15 protein-coding genes are annotated in these 14527 nt (G+C 63.2%); 10 read left to right on the top strand and 5 right to left on the bottom strand.

From position 1 onward, the window contains the following. Nucleotides 1–189: 189 nt before the first annotated feature. Entirely contained in the window at nucleotides 190–2142 is a 1953-nt protein-coding gene (locus tag UCMB321_RS26065) for a RecQ family ATP-dependent DNA helicase (RefSeq protein WP_040071568.1), read from the top strand. Between the two features lie 23 nt (nucleotides 2143–2165). Here UCMB321_RS26065 and UCMB321_RS26060 read toward each other — a convergent pair whose 3' ends face one another. Continuing rightward, entirely contained in the window at nucleotides 2166–2927 is a 762-nt protein-coding gene (locus tag UCMB321_RS26060; protein ID WP_040071566.1) for a DUF2059 domain-containing protein, read from the bottom strand. A gap of 108 nt (nucleotides 2928–3035) precedes the next feature. Here UCMB321_RS26060 and UCMB321_RS26055 point away from each other — a divergent pair, with 108 nt between their 5' ends. Together UCMB321_RS26055 and UCMB321_RS26050 are read left to right on the top strand one after the other, a co-directional pair. Further along, entirely contained in the window at nucleotides 3036–3671 is a 636-nt protein-coding gene (locus tag UCMB321_RS26055; RefSeq protein ID WP_040071565.1) for a 2OG-Fe(II) oxygenase, read from the top strand. Beyond that, a complete protein-coding gene (locus UCMB321_RS26050) occupies nucleotides 3668–4171 on the top strand; it encodes a 2-thiouracil desulfurase family protein (RefSeq protein ID WP_040071564.1) in 504 nt (167 codons plus the stop codon). The genes UCMB321_RS26055 and UCMB321_RS26050 overlap by 4 nt, the downstream gene beginning before the upstream one ends. 23 nt (nucleotides 4172–4194) lie before the next feature. On the opposite strand, the gene UCMB321_RS26045 is transcribed toward UCMB321_RS26050, so the two are convergent. After that, a complete protein-coding gene (locus UCMB321_RS26045; RefSeq protein WP_040071563.1) occupies nucleotides 4195–4794 on the bottom strand; it encodes a transporter substrate-binding domain-containing protein in 600 nt (199 codons plus the stop codon). Nucleotides 4795–4930: 136 nt separating this feature from the next. Between UCMB321_RS26045 and UCMB321_RS26040 the strand changes: the two genes are divergently transcribed. After that, a complete protein-coding gene (locus UCMB321_RS26040) occupies nucleotides 4931–5371 on the top strand; it encodes a DUF4399 domain-containing protein (protein ID WP_040071562.1) in 441 nt (146 codons plus the stop codon). 63 nt (nucleotides 5372–5434) lie between these two features. Here the strand turns inward: UCMB321_RS26040 and serA are convergent, their stop codons facing one another. Continuing rightward, complete coding sequence (serA, locus tag UCMB321_RS26035) at nucleotides 5435–6664, bottom strand: phosphoglycerate dehydrogenase (protein ID WP_040071561.1); 1230 nt, start codon at nucleotides 6662–6664, stop codon at nucleotides 5435–5437. A gap of 202 nt (nucleotides 6665–6866) precedes the next feature. On the opposite strand from serA, the gene UCMB321_RS26030 reads away from it, so the two are divergent. Together UCMB321_RS26030 and UCMB321_RS26025 are read left to right on the top strand one after the other, a co-directional pair. After that, the gene (locus UCMB321_RS26030) at nucleotides 6867–8261 is read left to right on the top strand and encodes an FAD-binding oxidoreductase (RefSeq protein ID WP_040071560.1); all 1395 of its coding nucleotides are present in this window, start codon (nucleotides 6867–6869) and stop codon (nucleotides 8259–8261) included. Between the two features lie 37 nt (nucleotides 8262–8298). Beyond that, nucleotides 8299–8964, top strand: a complete 666-nt coding sequence (locus UCMB321_RS26025; protein ID WP_040071559.1) for a fumarylacetoacetate hydrolase family protein — start codon at nucleotides 8299–8301, stop codon at nucleotides 8962–8964. Between the two features lie 40 nt (nucleotides 8965–9004). On the opposite strand, the gene rpiA is transcribed toward UCMB321_RS26025, so the two are convergent. Next, on the bottom strand, nucleotides 9005–9676 hold the full coding sequence (rpiA, locus tag UCMB321_RS26020) for a ribose-5-phosphate isomerase RpiA (RefSeq protein WP_040071558.1): 672 nt from the start codon (nucleotides 9674–9676) through the stop codon (nucleotides 9005–9007). Nucleotides 9677–9884: 208 nt separating this feature from the next. Between rpiA and ilvA the strand changes: the two genes are divergently transcribed. The 4 genes from ilvA (at nucleotide 9885) to UCMB321_RS26000 (ending at nucleotide 13786) form a co-directional block, all read left to right on the top strand. After that, nucleotides 9885–11399 (top strand): threonine ammonia-lyase, biosynthetic, encoded by a 1515-nt coding sequence (gene ilvA / locus UCMB321_RS26015; RefSeq protein ID WP_040071557.1) that lies wholly within the window; start codon nucleotides 9885–9887, stop codon nucleotides 11397–11399. 215 nt (nucleotides 11400–11614) lie between these two features. Further along, the gene (locus UCMB321_RS26010; protein WP_040071556.1) at nucleotides 11615–12043 is read left to right on the top strand and encodes a DUF2269 family protein; all 429 of its coding nucleotides are present in this window, start codon (nucleotides 11615–11617) and stop codon (nucleotides 12041–12043) included. 22 nt (nucleotides 12044–12065) lie between these two features. Continuing rightward, nucleotides 12066–13322, top strand: a complete 1257-nt coding sequence (locus UCMB321_RS26005; protein WP_040071555.1) for an SDR family oxidoreductase — start codon at nucleotides 12066–12068, stop codon at nucleotides 13320–13322. Beyond that, nucleotides 13319–13786: a DUF2269 family protein gene (locus UCMB321_RS26000; RefSeq protein WP_040071554.1), complete on the top strand. Its 468-nt coding sequence runs from the start codon at nucleotides 13319–13321 to the stop codon at nucleotides 13784–13786. The genes UCMB321_RS26005 and UCMB321_RS26000 overlap by 4 nt, the downstream gene beginning before the upstream one ends. 26 nt (nucleotides 13787–13812) lie before the next feature. On the opposite strand, the gene UCMB321_RS25995 is transcribed toward UCMB321_RS26000, so the two are convergent. Further along, the gene (locus UCMB321_RS25995; protein ID WP_040071553.1) at nucleotides 13813–14469 is read right to left on the bottom strand and encodes a histidinol-phosphatase; all 657 of its coding nucleotides are present in this window, start codon (nucleotides 14467–14469) and stop codon (nucleotides 13813–13815) included. Nucleotides 14470–14527 lie beyond the last annotated feature (58 nt).

Here is a 14527-nt window from a genome sequence, read left to right as displayed (position 1 = left end):
GATGTAATCGACATTTCCACCGTGGCGCACCTGGGGATTTGTATCCGGGTATTGGTCGCCATCGCGCAACCGCGGCCTGCTTTGCGCTAGTCTGGCGTGCCGTAGCAGTTTGTAATGCTTGCCTCGGACCTTTTCTCGCCCGACCGCCTAGGGTTTGTTTATCCACAGCGGTCAACGGAGTGACAGCTTATGCACGACACCCTCCAGCGGGTTTTTGGTTATCCACAGTTTCGCGACGGCCAGGAAGCCGCGATCGGCGCGGTATTGGCCGGGCGTTCGGCGGCGGCGATCTTTCCCACCGGGTCCGGCAAGTCCCTGTGTTATCAACTGCCGGCGCTGCTGCTGCCGCACCTGACGCTGGTGGTGTCACCACTGCTGGCGCTGATGCAGGACCAGCTGGCCTTTCTGCAGCGCCACGGCATCGCGGCGGCAAGCATCGATTCGGCCCAGAGCCGCGACGAGGTCAATGCGGTGATGGCCCGTGCCCGCGCCGGTGAGCTGAAGATCCTGATGATTTCCGTGGAGCGCCTGAAGAACGAGCGCTTCCGCAACTTTCTCCAGCAGGTGCGGATTTCCCTGCTGGTGGTGGACGAGGCGCACTGTATCTCCGAATGGGGCCACAATTTCCGTCCCGATTACCTGAAGCTGCCGGAGTATCAGCGCCAGTTCCGCATTCCCCAGGCCTTGCTGTTGACCGCCACCGCCACGCCGAAGGTGATCGCCGACATGCAGGCCAAGTTCGCCATCGCGCCGGGCGATGTGGTCACCACCGGTTTCTATCGTCCGAACCTGAACCTGTTGGTGGAACCCGTCGGCAGCCAGGATAAGCAGCGCCGGCTGGTGGAGTGGCTGGGCGGGCGTGTCGGACAGCCGAGCATCGTCTACGTGACCCTGCAGAAGACCGCCGAGCAGATCGCCCAGCACCTGAGCCGCAACGCGATCCCGGCCACGGCCTATCACGCCGGCTTGCCCAATGAGCAGCGCGAGGCGATCCAGAAGCAGTTCATGGCCGGGCAGTTGAACTGCATCGTCGCCACCATCGCTTTCGGCATGGGCATCGACAAGGCCGATATCCGCAACGTGGTGCATTTCGACCTGCCCAAGTCCATCGAGAACTACAGCCAGGAAATCGGTCGCGCCGGACGCGACGGCCAGCCTTCCGATTGCCTGGTGCTGGCCAATCGCGACAGTCTCAACGTGCTGGAGAACTTCGTCTACGGCGATACGCCGGAGCTGGAGGGGATTCGGCGCGTGCTGGATGAACTCAAGGGCGCGCTCCCGGACGGACAGTGGGAGTTCCTGCTCGGCCCCTTGGCGGATCAGAGCAATATTCGCCAGTTGCCGCTCAAGACACTCCTGGTCCAGTTGGAGTTGCGTGGCTTGATCGCGCCGCGTTATGCGTACTTTGCCGAATACCGGTTCAAGTTCCTGGTGGAGCCCGAGGTGTTGCTGGCGAAGTTCGAGGGCGAGCGGCGCGACTTTGTCTCGGCGATCATCCAGACCTCCAGCCGCGCCCGGACCTGGGCCACGGTGAATTTCGACGCGCTGTATCAGCAGCATCGGGCCGAGCGCGGCCGGGTGGTGAAGGCCCTGGACTTTTTCCAGGAGCGGCGTTGGATCGAGCTGGAAAGCAAGCAGATGACCGAGGTCTACAGCCTGTTGGTCAGCGACTTCGATCCCCATGCCCTGAGCCTGGAGCTGTATGCCTGTTTCGCCCAGCATGAGGTCAGCGAGATTGCGCGGATTCACGCGATGCTGGCGCTGTTTGCGAGCGAGCAATGCCTGGGCCATCGGCTGGCCCGCTATTTCGGCGATGAGCAGGCGCCCGAGCGCTGCGGGCATTGTTCGGTGTGTCACGGGCAGGTGGCGTGCCTGCCGGAGCCGCCGGCCTTGCCTGCGCTCGAGCAGCGGGACTTCCCGGGGCTGTGCAGTGGCTTTATCCACAGGCACCAGGAGCACAACGGGCATTCACCGAGTGCGGAGTGCCTGACGCGCTTCCTCTGCGGTATCAGCGTACCGTTGTTTACGAAGTTGAAGGCGAGGGCGTTGCCGGGTTTTTCTGCGTTGGAGGCGTATCCCTACGCCGATGTGCGGGAGTGGGTTGCGGCGTGGTCCCTTGAGGGGCAGGCACAGACCGCATAGGTACTGGCGAGGAGGTTTGTTGCTCAGCTCCCGGGCTGCGGCGCCGGCGCCAGGTTCTGGCCCACCGCCAGCCCCGCGCGGATCGCTGCCAGCGCGGCCTGATAGTAGGCCTTGCCCTCCGGCGATTCGGCAAAGGTGGTGAACTCTTCCAGCTCCGGGTCGGACAGGCCGCGGTAGACGTAGAGCAAGGTGTTATCCAGGTCTTTGCCGATCTGTTGCATCAAGCGCTCGCGCTGGCCGTTCAGCATGCCTTGTGTCGCGCCGCTGCCCAGCAGCCCGGGGAGCATCGAGCTCAGGCTGTCGGCGGCCACGCCGGCGATGGCCAGGGTGACTTCGGCCCCGGCCTCGCGCGCCGGCAGGGCCCGGCCCAGGTGGTTGATCAGCAGGCGCCGGGTGGCACTGGCTTCGATATGCGGCAGACCCTGGGCGTTCTTGGCCAATTGGTCGCGGCGGGTGGCGAGCAGTTCGGCGGAGACGATCTTGCGCCCCAGCGGCGACTGGAAGAACGTCAGTGCCGGTTTCGGGTTGTCGAGGTGCTGGCGCAACTGGGCCTCCGCCCGCTGGTCCATGGCCTGGGGCGCGAAACGCTGGTTGCTGTTGCTCACCAGCGCGTCATAGACCGCCGGCGGCAGGCTGTTGCGATACTTCTGCTGGGCAGCGCTCAGGGCATCGTTGAAATGCGCGCGCTGTTCCGGCCAACCGGCGACCCGGTACAACTGGTCGTGGCTGTCTGCCCAGGCGGGCAAGGTGCAGAACAACAACAGCGAAAAAAGCAAACGGCGCATAGGGACTCCTGTCTACAGCCGGCTATTGTCCCGGCGAGCGCCGTACTTGTCGAGAATTCCTGTAAGTCGTTCAGGCGGCTCTGTCGGATTTTCGGGCATCTGGATACTATGCGCGGCATGCACATACCCTCTGATCATCCGCTGCTGTTACGTATCGTCGACGACCTGGCCGAGCGCGGCTGGTCGCAGCAGAACATCTTCCTGCCGCAGGTGCTGACCGTGGCCCTGGCCGCCGAGTGCCGCCGACGCGCCGCCGAAGGCGAGCTGGCGCCTGCCGGGGTGGGGCGCGGGCCGGCCCAGGAAGTGCGCGAGGGGATTCGCGGCGACCATATCCAGTGGCTGGAACCGGGCCAGGCCGAGGCCTGCGATGAATACCTGGGGCTGATGGACAGCCTGCGCGAGGCCCTCAACCGTGGGTTGTTCCTGGGGCTCGAGGATTTCGAAAGCCATTTCGCGCTCTACCCGCCAGGGGCCTTCTACAAAACGCATCTGGATCGCTTTCACGACGATGACCGACGAATGGTCTCGGCGGTGATCTATCTGAACGACGCCTGGTTGCCGGAGCATGGCGGCCAGCTACGGATGTATCTGGACGACGGCGTGGAACATGACGTGGTTCCGACCGGCGGTTGCCTGGTGGTGTTCCTCTCGGGCGATGTACCCCATGAAGTGTTGCCGGCGACCCGCGAGCGCCTGTCCTTGACCGGCTGGTTTCGTCGGCGCGGCAATGGGCCGTTTCCATGAAGCAGAAGATTCTGGTCAGTCGCTGCCTGCTGGGGCATCTCGTCCGTTATGACGGCGGGGCCAGCGGGCCTTATGAGCAACTGTCCCGTTGGCAGGCTGAGGGGCGGGTGGTGCCTTTGTGCCCGGAAGTGGCCGGCGGCTTGCCGACGCCCCGTGCGGCAGCGGAAATTCCCGGCGGGCAGGGCGCGCAGGTGCTGGAGGGGCTGGCCCGAGTCATTACCACCGAGGGCGAGGACGTCAGCGAGGCCTTTCTCTCTGGCGCGCGCCAGGCGCTGGCGTTGGTGCAGCAGCATGGCATTCGTCTCGCGGTGCTCAAGGCCAACAGCCCGTCCTGTGGCAACCGGCTGACCTACGACGGGAGCTTCAGCGGGGTGAAGGTTCGCGGCGAAGGGGTGACGGCGGCGTTGTTGAAACAGGCCGGGGTGCAGGTGTTCAGTGAGTTGGAACTGGCTGAAGCGGTGGTCGCCCTGCGGAACCTGGAGCATCGCGCAAAACCCTAGAACACCTGCCCCCCCCTGTCGGCTCACTGCTGCGGCGGCTGGGTGGCATCCATCCCGAACCATTTCTGCGAGAGCGCCGCGAGGCGTCCGTCCGCCTTCAAGCGCTGCAGCGCCTTGTCGAGACTGGCCTGGAACGCCGGATTACCTTTCTGGAACGGAATCGCCAGGGTCACGGTTGGTGCCCCGGACGCGTCCTGTGTGACCGCCAGCGAGTTTTCCTGCATGGCGAACGGGATCTGTGTCGGCGGCGCTTCCTTGTGCGCGAGCCATTGCGCACTGGCGTAACCATAAGGTTCGCTGAAGTCATAACGTTTGCGCAGTTCCGCGGTCATAGCCATGTGGTTGAGGGCGACATCGTATTTGCCACTCTCGACGCCTTGCAGCAGATCGGCGGCGTCGGTGGGGACGAACGAGGCTTGAACGTCCAGTTCCCGGGCCAGTTGTTCGCCCAGTTCGACCTCGAAGCCGGTCAGACGACCGGACTCGGTGAAGCCGAAGGGGCGCATGTCCCCTTCCAGGGCAATGCGCAATTCGCCCCGGTCGTTGACGTCATCAATCAGTTCAGCCTGGACGAAAGGGCTGGCAAGGGGCAGTAGAAGTAATAGGCCAGGCAAAACGCGCATGGTCGCTCCCGAAATGAAATACAAATATGTACCGCGCCGTTTCGGCACGCTTTGCTATGTTGTTGAGTGCCTTGGACAACAAATCACTACGAAGTTGTCATCACCGTACTGAAATTGCGGAAAACTGGAGAAGTTAATGAAAACCTTAGTATCTCGTGTCGCGTTGGCTACTGTTTTGCTGGGTTCTTCGATGCTGGCGCTCGCCGCGGATGGCCTCCCACGTCCTGCGGCGCCGAAAGACGCCAAGGTGTTTATCGTTTCGCCGAAAAACGGCGCCACGGTCGACAAGACCTTCACGGTCAAGTTCGGCATGAAGGGCATGGACCTCAAGCCGGCCGGCGACCCTGCGCCGAACTCCGGTCACCATCACCTGCTGGTCGACCAGAAAGCCCTGCCGGATCCGACCCTGCCGATCCCGGCGAGCGACACCGTGATCCACTACGGCAAGGCCCAGACCGAAACCCAGCTGACCTTGTCCCCAGGCAAGCACACCTTGCAACTGGTGGCGGGTGACAAGGGGCACATGCAGTTCGATCCGACCGTCGCTTCGAAAGTCATCACCATCAATGTGAAGTAAGTTTGCACAAACAAAAAAGGGAGGCCCTCGCAGGCCTCCCTTTTTTCGTCCGGCGCTTGAAGCTTAGAACAATACGCGGGACCGGATGGTGCCCTTGATGTGTTGCAGCTTCTCTTGCGCCAGGTCCGAGTACTCGGCGTCGACGTCGATCACCACGTAACCGACTTTCTCGTTGGTCTGCAGGAACTGACCGGAGATGTTAATGCCGTTTTCCGCGAAGACCTTGTTGATTTCGCTCATCACACCCGGGATGTTGGCGTGGATGTGCAGCAGGCGATGCTTGCCAGGGTGAGCCGGCAGGGCCACTTCGGGGAAGTTCACCGACGATACCGAAGTACCGTTGTCGCTGTACTTGACCAGTTTTTCCGCCACTTCCAGGCCGATGTTGGCCTGGGCTTCGGCTGTCGAGCCACCGATGTGCGGGGTCAGGATCACGTTGTCCAGGCCACGCAGCGGGCTTTCGAAGACGTCGTCGTTGGAGCGTGGCTCCACCGGGAAGACGTCGATGGCCGCGCCGATCAGGTGCTGGTCCTTGATCGCGCTCGCCAGGGCGTCCAACTCGACCACGGTGCCGCGTGCGGCGTTGATCAGGATGCCGCCTGGCTTGATCGCGCGGATTTCCTTCTCGCCGATCATCCACTGGGTCTCAGCGGTTTCCGGAACGTGCAGGGTGACGATATCGGACATGCCCAGCAGGTCGGTCAGGTTCGCAACCTGGGTGGCGTTGCCCAGCGGCAGCTTGGTCAGGGTGTCGTAGAAGAACACCTGCATGCCCAGGCCTTCGGCCAGGACCGACAACTGCGTACCGATCGAGCCGTAACCGATGATCCCCAGCTTCTTGCCGCGGATTTCAAAGGAATTGGCCGCGCTCTTGATCCAGCCACCGCGATGGCAGGAAGCGTTCTTCTCGGGAATACCGCGCAGCAACAGGATCGCCTCGGCCAGCACCAGCTCGGCAACGGAGCGGGTGTTGGAGTACGGGGCGTTGAACACGGCGATGCCGCGCTGGCGAGCCGCGTCGAGGTCGACCTGGTTGGTGCCGATACAGAAACAGCCCACGGCGACGAGTTTCTTCGCGTGATCGAAGATTTCCTCGGTCAGTTGGGTGCGCGAGCGAATGCCGATGAAGTGGGCATCGGCGATCTTTTCCTTCAGTTCGGCGTCCGGCAGGGATTTGGTGTGGTACTCGATGTTGACGTACCCGGCGGCCTTGAGGACGTCGACTGCGGATTGGTGGACGCCTTCGAGAAGAAGGAACTTGATCTTGCTCTTATCGAGAGAAGTCTTGCTCATCTGCGTAAACCTGTGTCCCGGAGAAAAATGGCAGGGAAATGGACAGCTTGAGCTGACCGCGCGGCGTGATCGCCGGCACCGCAGATCGGCCTGATAGCACGCTTCTGCGGGGGGCGTATGCTAGCATATGCGACCCGCAAACACTCATTCTGCGACATGAAGTGTCCGCAGGATGACCATGAATTGTTTGAGAGTTCTGCCGATGACTCAGTCTGCCCTGATTGATGAGCTGAAGACCTTGGTCGAGCCCGGCAAGGTCTTGACCGATGCCGACTCCCTGAACGCTTACGGGAAGGATTGGACCAAGCATTTCGCGCCCGCGCCGACGGCCATCGTGTTCCCGAAAACCACCGAGCAGGTCCAGGCCATCGTGCGCTGGGCCAACCAGCACAAGGTCGCGCTGGTGCCCTCGGGCGGTCGTACCGGGCTGTCCGCCGCGGCTGTCGCGGCCAACGGTGAAGTGGTGGTCTCCTTCGACTACATGAACCAGGTGCTGGACATCAACCTCACCGACCGTACCGCGGTCTGCCAGCCGGGCGTGGTCACCGAGCAGTTGCAGAACCTGGCCGAAGAAAAGGGCCTGTACTACCCGGTGGACTTCGCGTCGGCCGGTTCCAGCCAGATTGGCGGCAATATCGGCACCAATGCCGGCGGGATCAAGGTGATTCGCTACGGCATGACCCGTAACTGGGTGGCTGGCATGAAGGTGGTGACCGGCAAGGGCGATGTGCTGGAACTGAACAAGGACCTGATCAAGAACGCCACCGGTTACGACCTGCGGCAGCTGTTCATCGGCGCCGAGGGCACCCTGGGCTTTGTGGTCGAGGCCACCATGCGCCTGGACCGGGCGCCGAAGAACTTGACCTGCATGGTCCTCGGCACCGCGGATTTCGACTCGATCATGCCGGTGCTGCATGCGTTCCAGGGCAAGCTGGACCTGACCGCCTTCGAATTTTTCTCCGACAAGGCCCTGGCCAAGGTCCTCGGCCGTGGCGACGTGCCGGCGCCGTTCGAAACCGACTGCCCGTTCTACGTGTTGCTGGAATTCGAGGCGACCACTATCGATGTGGCCAACCTCGCCCTGGAAACCTTCGAGCACTGTGTCGAGCAGGGCTGGGTGCTGGACGGCGTGATGAGCCAGAGCGAGACCCAGTTGCAGAACCTCTGGAAGCTGCGCGAGTACATCTCCGAAACCATTTCCCACTGGACGCCGTACAAGAACGACATCTCGGTCACCGTGTCGAAAGTGCCGGCTTTCCTTAGGGAAATTGACGCGATCGTCGGTGAATACTACCCGGACTTCGAAGTCGTCTGGTACGGCCACATCGGTGATGGCAACCTGCACCTGAACATCCTCAAGCCGGAAAACCTGAGCAAGGACGAGTTCTTCGCCAAATGCGCCACCGTCAACAAGCGGGTGTTCGAAACCGTCGAGAAGTACAACGGTTCGATCTCCGCCGAGCACGGCGTGGGCATGACCAAGCGCGATTACCTGACCTACAGCCGTTCCCCGGCGGAAATTGAATACATGAAGGCGATCAAGGCGGTGTTCGATCCGAACGGGATCATGAACCCGGGCAAGATCTTCGCGGTTTGAACCTGAAGTCACTGATGACAACGACCAGGAGTCGGTAATGAGCTATCAGCACCAGTATGTCGACGGTACCCGCATTCACTTTCCTATCGGCAAGGTGGTGTGCATCGGGCGCAATTACGCCGAGCACGCCCATGAGCTGAACAATCCGGTGCCGACCGAGCCGTTGCTGTTCATCAAGCCGGGCAGTTGCGTGGTGCCGGTCGAGGGTGGTTTCAGCATCCCGGCGGACCGGGGTTCGGTGCATTACGAGGCCGAGATTGCCGTGTTGATCGGCAAGCCGTTGTCCACCAAGCCCAGTGTCGAAGAGGTGCTGGATGCCATTTCCGGTTTTGCCCCGGCCCTGGACCTGACCTTGCGTGACAAGCAGTCGGAGTTGAAGAGCAAGGGCTTGCCCTGGGAAGTCGCCAAGTCGTTCGACGGTGCCTGCGTGCTGGCGCCGTTCGTGGTGGGCAGCACCTTCCCGGACCTGACCCGGATCGGCATTCGCCTGACCATCAACGGCCAGGTTCGCCAGGATGGCATCAGCAGCGACATGCTCAACCCTATCGTGCCGATGATCCAGTACATGGCGGCATGCTTCTCATTGCAGGCCGGCGATGTGATCCTGACTGGCACGCCGGTGGGTGTCGGTCCGTTGAATGCAGGGGATGAGTTGGTGCTGGAATTGCCGGGCGCCAGCAGCTTCGACAGCAGCGTCCGTTAATCAAGACCGCCTCCCCCGATAGGGGGAGGCGGCGTTTGCATCAGGCCTTCAGGGTTTTCACGCCTTCGCTGGTGCCCAGCAGCAGCAGGTCCGCCGGACGCGCCGCGAACAGGCCGTTGGTGACCACGCCGACAATCGCATTGATCTGGCTTTCCAGCTCCACCGGGTGGGTGATCTGCAGGTTGTGCACATCCAGAATGATGTTGCCGTTATCGGTCAACACGCCTTCGCGGTACACCGGATCGCCCCCCAGTTTCACCAGCTGCCGCGCCACATGGCTGCGGGCCATCGGGATCACTTCCACCGGCAGCGGGAAGGCGCCGAGCACCGGGACCAGCTTGCTGCCGTCGGCGATGCAGATAAAGGTCTTGGCCACGGCCGCGACGATCTTCTCGCGGGTCAGGGCCGCGCCGCCGCCCTTGATCAGGTTCAGCTGTGCGTCGCTTTCGTCGGCGCCGTCGATGTAGAACTCCAGGTCGCTGACGGTGTTCAGCTCATAGACCGGGATCCCGTGGCCCTTGAGGCGCGCGGCGGTGGCTTCGGAGCTGGCGACCGCGCCGTCGAAGGCGCCCTTGTGTTGGGCCAGGGCATCGATGAAGCAGTTGGCGGTGGAGCCGGTGCCCACGCCGATGATGCTTTTGTCATCGAGCTTGGGAAGGATGAAGTCGACAGCGGCTTGGGCCACGGCCTGTTTGAGTTGATCCTGGGTCATGCGGGCTCCGGAAGCGGGCAGGGGATGTACGGAAGGCCGGCATTATAAGCGCCAGGGCCGGGAAGGTCATTGCCCGTTTGGCCGCAGGCGGCGCCCCGTGGCAAACCGCTGGCACGGGCAACAAAACCTCAGGCACCCTGTGGTCGTTGCCGCAAGCGCTGGGTTAGACTCGTCGGTCCCTGTCCACACCCGCCAGCGATGCCTTCCGATGCTTGAACAGTACGTCAAGAAGATCCTCAACTCGCGCGTCTACGACGTTGCCGTGGAAACCCCGTTGCAGACCGCTCGCCAGCTCTCCGAGCGGCTGGGCAACCAGGTCTGGCTCAAGCGTGAAGACTTGCAGCCGGTGTTCTCCTTCAAGATTCGCGGTGCCTACAACAAGCTGAACCAGCTCAGCGACGCCGAGCGCGCGCGTGGCGTGGTCACGGCGTCGGCGGGCAACCATGCCCAGGGCCTGGCCCTGGCGGCCAAGGTGCTGGGGGTCAAGGCCACCATCGTGATGCCCAAGACCACCCCTGAAATCAAGGTCGAAGGCGTACGCTCCCGGGGCGGCAAAGTGGTGCTGCACGGTGACACTTTCCCCGAAGCCCTGGCGTATTCGCTGAAGCTGGTCGAGGAAAAAGGCTACGTCTACATCCACCCCTACGATGATCCGCACACCATTGCCGGGCAGGGCACCGTGGCGATGGAGATTCTGCGTCAGCATCCGGCCCCGCTGGATGCGATCTTCGTTCCGGTCGGCGGTGGCGGGTTGATTGCCGGTATCGCGGCCTATGTGAAGTACCTGCGGCCGGACATCAAGGTGATCGGTGTCGAGCCGGATGATTCCAACTGCCTGCAGCAGGCCATGGCCGCCGGTGAGCGGGTGGTATTGCCTTCCGTGGGCCTGTTCGCCGACGGCGTGGCCGTGGCCCAGATCGGCCAGCACACCTTCGATATCTGCAAGGACTATGTCGACGAGGTGATCACCGTCAGCACCGACGAGATCTGCGCCGCCATCAAGGATATCTACGACGATACCCGCTCGATCACCGAACCGGCCGGCGCCCTCGGTGTGGCGGGGATCAAGAAGTACGTCGAATCGCGCAAGATCAGCGGGCAGACCCTGGTGGCCATCGACTCCGGTGCCAACGTCAACTTCGACCGCCTGCGCCATGTGGCCGAGCGCGCCGAACTGGGCGAAGGGCGCGAAGCGATCATCGCCGTGACCATTCCGGAGCAGCCGGGCAGTTTCAAGGCGTTCTGCGAGGCCATCGGCAAGCGTCAGATCACCGAGTTCAACTACCGCTATCACACCGGTCATGAAGCGCATATTTTCGTCGGCGTTCAGACCCATCCCGACAGCGACCCGCGCAGTGTCCTGATCGACAGCCTGACCCGCCAGGGTTTCCCGGTGCTCGACCTGACCGACAACGAATTGGCCAAGTTGCATATCCGCCATATGGTCGGTGGCCACGCGGCCCGTGTCAGCGACGAGATGGTGCTGCGCTTCGAGTTTCCGGAGCGTCCGGGGGCGTTGTTCAACTTCCTCAACAAGCTGGGCGGGCGCTGGAATATCTCGATGTTCCATTACCGCAACCATGGCGCCGCGGATGGCCGGGTGGTCGCGGGCCTGCAGGTGCCGGAGGAAGAGCGTCACCAGGTACCGGCCGCCCTCGCGGAAATCGGCTACCCGTATTGGGATGAAAGCGATAACCCGGCGTATCAGCTGTTCCTCGGCTGAAACGAGGCGGATGGCTGCTAAGCTGATGGGCAGGGCGCTTGCCTGGCGGCGCCACGCAACCCTGTAGGAGCCGGCTTGCCGGCGATGAGGCCAGTAGGCCTTGTGTTGTCCTCGAGGACGCCATCGCCGGCAAGCCGGCTCCTACAGGGGGCTGTGTTCGGCTCTGCTGCCCAATTGCTGCTCTAAGTTGATCGTAAAACCAGGGAAACGATGAAATGGAAACCTTCACTGCCTTGAAACTGCTACATGCCGTGGCACCGGTACTTTTGCTGGGCAGCGCGCTGGCGGTGGCGATCAGGCTTTGGCGCGGCCGCCGTGCCGGCGATCTGACTGTTCAGAATCACACCCTGCAGCGCCCCTGGTTTTTCGTCTGGGCACTGATGGCGCTGTGCCTGGCCGTGCTACCGGTCAGCGGCTGGTGGCTGGTGCACCTGGCCGGCTGGCCATTGGGCCAGACCTGGCTGCTGGGTTCGAGTGTGCTCTATACCCTCTGTACCTTGAGCTGGCTGTGGCTGGTGGTCCGTCTCAATCGCCTGCGCCGTGGCGTGACGGCGCGGCATCCGGGGTTCACGCTGGCCCTGGCCATTTTTACGGTTGTCGGTTTTGTCGCCATTGCGGGCCTGATGGGCGCGAAGCCGGTTTAAACCGCCAGGCCGGGGAATTGCCATGAAGGTGCTTCTGGTGGGGGCCACGGGGTTCGTCGGTCGCCATTTGCTGGTTGCGTTGAACGCCGCGGGTCATGAAGTGATCGCCACCAGCCGTGGCCACCACGTCCGCTCGATGCCGGGTGTCGAATGGCAGATGCTCGATCTTGATCGGCTGGCCACTGACGCCAAGCATTTCATCCTGCCCCACGGTATCGACCTGCTGATCAATGCCGCCGGGTTGCTGAGTGTCGACGAGCAGGCGTTGCGCCTGACCCAGGACCTGGGCACCCGGGCGCTGTTCGACCTGGCGGCGCGCCAGGGCGTGCGGGTGCTGCACATTTCCGCGCTGGGCGCCGGCGAGCAGCCGGATGTGCCGTTCCTGGCGAGCAAGGCGGCGGCGGATGACTACCTGATGGCGCTCGGCGTGCCGGCCGTGGTGCTGCGGCCCTCGTTGCTGGTGGGGGCGGGCGGGGCCAGCAGTGCCTGGCTGGCGCGCCTGTCGCCATGGCCGCTGATTCCGCTGCTGGACCTGCATGCCCGCTTGCAGCCGCTGCATATCGACGATCTGTCCGCCGCCGTGCTGGCCTTGCTGCGTCATTGGCCGGCACAGTCCCAAATATTGCCTCTGGTGGGGCCGCAGGCGCTGACCTTGGCGCAGGTGCTCGATCAGCTGCGCGCTGCCCAGGGCTGGGCGCCGGCGCGCTATGTGAGCGTACCGGGAATCCTCTCGCGGGCCGCTGCCTGGCTGGGCGAGCGTCTGGGCTGGCGGGCCTTGAATCAGCAGAGCCTGCGCATGGCCCGGCGCGACAATGTCGCGGACCCCGAGGCGCTGGCCGCGGTCTGCGGTTACCGGGTCGCACCGCTGTCGACCCGCCTGGTGGACTGGCCGAACGCCGGCCAGAGCGCCCAATGGGCGCTGCGTCCGTTGCTGCTGGCGGTGATGCTGTTGATCTGGCTGGGCACGGCGGCGGTGTGCCTGGGGCCGGGTTATGACTGGAGCCTGCGGATCATGGCCGAGGCCGGTGTGAGCGGCACGCCTGCAGTGTTCGCGGTCTACGCCGGGGCGCTGTGCGACGGGTTGCTGGGCCTGGGGATGCTGTTCAAGCGCTGGCGCAGGCGGGCGTTCCAGGCCCAGTTGCTGCTGATGAGTGGCTACACCCTGATCATCAGCTTCGTGCTGCCGCACTACTGGCTTGACCCTTATGCCGCCGTCGCCAAGAACCTGGTGCTGATGGTGGCGACCCTCTGGCTGCTTTGGACTGAACCGCGTCGATGAGTGCTTATCTACTGCTCAAAACCCTGCATATCCTGTCTTCCACCATTCTCTTCGGCCTGGGCGCCGGTTCCGCGTACTACGCCTTGCGCGCCTGGCGCACGGGCCAGGTCGAGGTGATCGCGGTGACCTTCAAGCACCTGGTGTTCGCCGATTGGGCCTTTACCACGACCACGGCGGTGTTCCAGCCGCTGAGCGGGCTGGGGCTGATGTATCTGGCGGGGTGGCCGATCCAGCAAAACTGGCTGACGTGGAGCCTGGGGTTGTTCGTGTTGGCGGGGATCTGCTGGTTGCCAGTGGTATGGCTGCAGATCCGGGTGCACAAGATGGCCGGGCAGGCCCTGCGCGAGGGGACGCCGATGCCGATCCGGGCTGAGACCTATATGCGCTGGTGGTTTGCCCTGGGTTGGCCGGCGTTTCTGTCCTTCATGGCGATTTTCTACCTGATGGTCGCCAAACCGGCCTGAGTACCGGTTTGGTTGCGAAGGTGTGGTCAGTCGCGCAGGCTGATCACCGGCCAGCCACGCTTCTCGGCTTCGGCCCGCAGGTTCGGGTCCGGGTCCACCGCCACGGGATTGGCCACCTGCTCCAGCAACGGCAGGTCGTTCATCGAATCGCTGTAGAAATAGCTGTCTTCCAGGCCAAGGCCGGTCTCTTCCAGCCAACGGTTCAGGCGCGTCACCTTGCCTTCGCGAAAGCACGGTACATCGGTGCTGCGCCCGCTGTAGCGGCCGTCGATCATCTCGCACTCGGTGGCGATCAGGGTCTCGACCCCCAGCCGCGCGGCAATCGGTGCCGTCACGAAGCGGTTGGTGGCGGTGATGATCACCAGCTTGTCGCCGGCGTCCCGGTGCTGGGCCAGCAGCTCCAGGCCCTTGGGCAGCACGATGGGCTCGATGCAGTCGCGCATGTAGTCGCGATGCCACTCGTCCAGCTGGGCCATTTCGCTGCGACCGAGAATCTCCAGGCAGAAATTCAGGTACGCGGCGTTGTCCAGGCGGCCCGCCAGGTAGTCCTGGTAGAACTCGTCGTTACGGTTTTTGTAGGCCACCGGATCGAGAATGCCCCGTTCGCAGAGGTAATCGCCCCAGGCGTGATCGCTGTCGCCGCCCAAAAGTGTGTTGTCCAAGTCGAATATAGCCAGACGCATTGCGGTTACTCGCTGAAAAGCCTGTAAAAAGGCCACCAGAATACGGTCTTTTCACAAG

Origin of the sequence: Pseudomonas batumici, from assembly GCF_000820515.1 — a bacterium.
GTDB classification, from domain to species: domain Bacteria; phylum Pseudomonadota; class Gammaproteobacteria; order Pseudomonadales; family Pseudomonadaceae; genus Aquipseudomonas; species Aquipseudomonas batumici.
Note: the sequence above shows the minus strand (reverse complement) of the source record. Positions and strands in the feature narration are given on the sequence as shown.